General features: G+C 33.8%; 5 protein-coding genes and 1 pseudogene. All 6 read right to left on the bottom strand.

Features of this window, described 5'->3' with window-relative positions:
• Nucleotides 1–166 (bottom strand): type II toxin-antitoxin system VapB family antitoxin (locus tag LEP1GSC199_RS01445; RefSeq protein WP_232420537.1); only part of this gene is annotated, 166 nt, incomplete at its 3' end.
• A gap of 309 nt (nt 167–475) precedes the next feature.
• Entirely contained in the window at nt 476–1,480 is a 1,005-nt protein-coding gene (locus LEP1GSC199_RS01440) for a DUF2971 domain-containing protein (RefSeq protein WP_002976163.1), read from the bottom strand.
• 179 nt (nt 1,481–1,659) lie between these two features.
• Nucleotides 1,660–2,583, bottom strand: coding sequence for a hypothetical protein (locus LEP1GSC199_RS01435; protein WP_002976167.1), 924 nt, complete (start codon nt 2,581–2,583; stop codon nt 1,660–1,662).
• Between the two features lie 282 nt (nt 2,584–2,865).
• The gene (locus LEP1GSC199_RS01430) at nt 2,866–3,255 is read right to left on the bottom strand and encodes a type II toxin-antitoxin system MqsA family antitoxin (protein ID WP_002976165.1); all 390 of its coding nucleotides are present in this window, start codon (nt 3,253–3,255) and stop codon (nt 2,866–2,868) included.
• Nucleotides 3,252–3,563 carry a type II toxin-antitoxin system MqsR family toxin gene (locus tag LEP1GSC199_RS01425; protein ID WP_002976164.1) on the bottom strand — a complete coding sequence of 104 codons (312 nt, stop codon included), beginning with the start codon at nt 3,561–3,563 and terminating at the stop codon, nt 3,252–3,254. The genes LEP1GSC199_RS01430 and LEP1GSC199_RS01425 overlap by 4 nt, the downstream gene beginning before the upstream one ends.
• A gap of 31 nt (nt 3,564–3,594) precedes the next feature.
• Nucleotides 3,595–3,794 (bottom strand): annotated as a pseudogene (locus tag LEP1GSC199_RS21560) (hypothetical protein); the annotation flags it as partial.

Here is a 3,794-nt window from a genome sequence, read left to right as displayed (position 1 = left end):
GGAACTTAAGCTCTGAGTTTTTTATAGTCACTTTTGAATCGTATTCAATGGTATTGAAAAACTTAATAATTTCTTTCTGTTTGTGCTTTTTAATAAATTCAATGAGTGCGGTGTTTACAGTTTCTCTTTTGGTTTTCAATCCACTTATTGAATCCACGTATTTCATCAAGTAATTTGGAGTCAATGTTTAGATTAGTGGCCATAAGTAATTCAATTCTTACACAATTATATGTGTGAGTCAATCATATAATTGCCTTTGATAACGCAAATTATTATTCTAAGCTTTGGGTTCGCGCAATTGCAACTAACGAACTAGACTAACCGACGTAGGCTGACCCTGAGTCCCGAACGGGACGTTAGGGACTGGAACGACACTTGCGAATGCAAGGGGAGTGCCAGAAGCCTATGTGGCGCAGCCCAAGCGAGGGCTCGTCCCGAAGCGAAGCGGTTAGTTGCTGTTATACGACGTTTTGGATTATCTGAGTGGAATTTTTGATTTCGTAACAATTATTTTTTTATAACCTGAACTTTCAAGAAAAGGATTTAGACCTTTCTCTGCAATATCAATATTTATTTTGGGTCCGATTTGGATTTCTTCAATTGGAAGGAGCTTATGTTTTGGATCAGTGAAATCAAGTTCTATATAAGGTATTAATGACCCACGAGCTAATCGAAATTTTTCTACTAATAATCGATCGCTGCTCTTATGATCAAAGGTAATCGCTATCCTATGTTCATTTTCATATTCAAAACAATCGTCCTTACATATATATGCAAAGGCGAATATTTTTCCGAAAATATCAGAGATAGACTCTTTGTTAAAATCTGTAGCTTTCTGTGAGTCAAATTTAACGTTACCTAAATCATATATTACCGTTGCAAAAATTAATAAAATATTTTTTAGATAATCGGTTTGCGTTTTTTTCGAATATATTACTTTTCCTGCATATGTAAAGTTTTTCAATTTTACGCGTTCATTTTTTTCAGAAATGAAAGTATTATTTCCTGAAGAAACAATTTCATTTACAATTTTTTCAAAATCAAAGGTTATTCGATAGCCATCGTAATCACTATATCCAGACCACATACTTAAAGAATGATTTGATTCAGTAAGTGAAAGTAAAAATATATTCGGTGTTAGTTTTTCAATATGTTCATCAAAGGTCTTTAAAACACTATCTTTAAAAATTTGGGGAAAATTTGAATCTGAATGAAAATTGTTGATTTCTTTGTCTGTATCTAATAGTTCAGAAATGATTTTTCTTATATAGATAATTTCGCTATTGTCATTTAAAAATTCACAATTTGTTAATCGAATTGTCTTTTGCTTTAGGATAGAATATATTGCCTGAAGTGATGTATAATGGTAAATTTGTGAAGGAATTTTTACTTTTTGAGAATTTTCCAAATCTGCTATTAATATATTTGTTTTGTTGTAGTAATTACTAAGTATTTCTAAATCTGAAATTTTATCGCTCATAAAAGTTCCTTTTTCAAAATGTCGTATAACGAACTAGCTAACCGACGTAGGCTGGCCCTGAGTCCCGGAACGGGACGTTAGGGACTGGAACGACACTTGCGAATGCAAGGGGAGTGCCAGAAGCCTATGTGGCGCAGCCCAAGCGAGGGCTCGTCCCGAAGCGAAGCGGTTAGTTGCTGTTATACGACGTTTTGAATTGCTACTTCCAAATTTGTTAATTCACTTCTGGAAATTGGAAAGTTTTCAGATAAATCGGATAAAATTATTAGCAATTCAACAGAAGCTTTAAACATTCTTCTTATTTGATGTGGTCTCGCATCATTTATCGAAACTTCATCTATATTAAGATTCATGAATAATGAATCCATTGCTTCAATATGATTATTATATTTTTCCTTCCATTGATTTCGTTTATCTATAAAATCGGCAAAACCAATTATATTAAATTTTCTCGGACCTGTTGTATCTTTTAGCATAAAATCACCAATAGAAGATTGATAGTCCCTGTAAATCCATCGTTCGTTTCTTTCGAATATTTTTTTTAGATTTAATCGATTTAAACTTGGGGATAAAATTCCTGCCTTTCTTAAGCTGGTTTTGATTTTTTCTTTAATTTCTCTATTTATTTTGCTGCGTTGTTTTGTTTGAAGATATAAACTTCTAATATGGTCAATGTCCGCCATTAATTTTTCTTTATTTGATTTTTCAATTGAATTTATATCGATATTTAGACTATCCATAAGTTCTGTAAATATCTCTTCTTCAATATGTTCGCCATCTGCGAGTGATTTTTCGAAATTTCTAATACCTGTTTCAATTTTTTCAGAATCTTTTGAATTTTTAATATCCTCAATGTATGAAAGTTCAATTCTCAATGCTCTAAGCCATCCTATTGCTGCGGATAATCTGTAAATAGTCGATAGCTTTTTATATTCTGTAAATTCTGTTTGCTCAATTGAAGAAAATAGAATTCCTCTTTTCTCGATAATTTCTTTTAATCGCCAGGCTAAAAGACTTAAGGATTGAGAAAATGGCGAACTATATAGTTTAATTCGTTCAAGTAATTCACGTTTATTTTTTTCCTTTCTTGGAAAAAACTCCACATTATATCTTTTGTTATCATGACGGTGATTGCTGTAGCTGAACCTATTGCCGCTGCTGTTATTTGATCGCTCATTTATTCCTCAGTTAAATATTCTTATTCAAAATGTCGTATAACGAACTAGTGGAGACGACGTTTCCCGACCCTGAGTCCCGTTAACGGGACGTTAGGGACTGGCACGGAGTTTGCGGATGCAAACGAGTGACAGAAGGGAAATGTGGCGTAGCCCAAGCGAGGCCTTGTGCCGAAGCGCAGCGTTTCCATGCTGTTATGCGCTGGACCGTTATTTGTGTGAAAGTTTTTGATTTTTTAAAGGTAATCTAATGTCTCCAACGAAGACATATCTAATTTTTCCAATATTCATCATTTTATGAATAGATTGACGAGTTAATTTCATTTTTTTCGCCATCTCATCTACACTAATAAGATCAGCAGCAACAGTAACCTCAGCATCCTTTTTTGCTTTAAACTCAGCAATTGCAGAATTGATATGATTCTGAGACTTTCTAGTGAAAATACCGTCTTTACAACTTTTGCAAAAATAACCTTCTAAGTTGTTAATTTTAAGAGTACCATAATCTTTTACCATATAGTTTTCAGATACATCAGATTTGAAAACCATAGAATTAATTTCTCCACAAGAAGGACAATCTACCCATTTTTTATCTTTCATATGCTTTCATCTCCTTTAAAAGAAATAACCAATGTATTACTGTTAGAAATTTGGATTTTAATATATATTCTAAAGTCTTTACTCGTTTTTTTATAAACGTCATGCCATAGGAGGTGATTATTATGAGAAGTCATTGATTTGAAAAAGTCTGCATTTTGCAAATTAAGAACTTCATTAATTATATCTTCTTCACCATATCCAAAATGTTCAACAGCTGTTTTCTGGGCACTTCTCGTTACCGAATATTTTCCCTCCAAAATCAGATCTTTGATTTTTTTTAAGGGATAATGGCAAATTCGTTTCTCCACTATTCATATTATATTTATTTGGATTACATTGTCAACTACTTAGTTTACGAGAAAACAATATATTTTTTAACGGTCTTGCGCATAACGAACTAGTGGAGACGACGTTTCCCGACCCTGAGTCCCGGTAACGGGACGTTAGGGACTGGCACGGAGTTTGCGGATGCAAACGAGTGACAGAAGGGAAATGTGGCGCAGCCCAAGCGAGGCCTCGTGCCGAAGCGCAGCGTTTCA

The organism is Leptospira vanthielii serovar Holland str. Waz Holland = ATCC 700522, assembly GCF_000332455.1.
GTDB lineage: Bacteria > Spirochaetota > Leptospiria > Leptospirales > Leptospiraceae > Leptospira_A > Leptospira_A vanthielii.
Note: the sequence above shows the minus strand (reverse complement) of the source record. Positions and strands in the feature narration are given on the sequence as shown.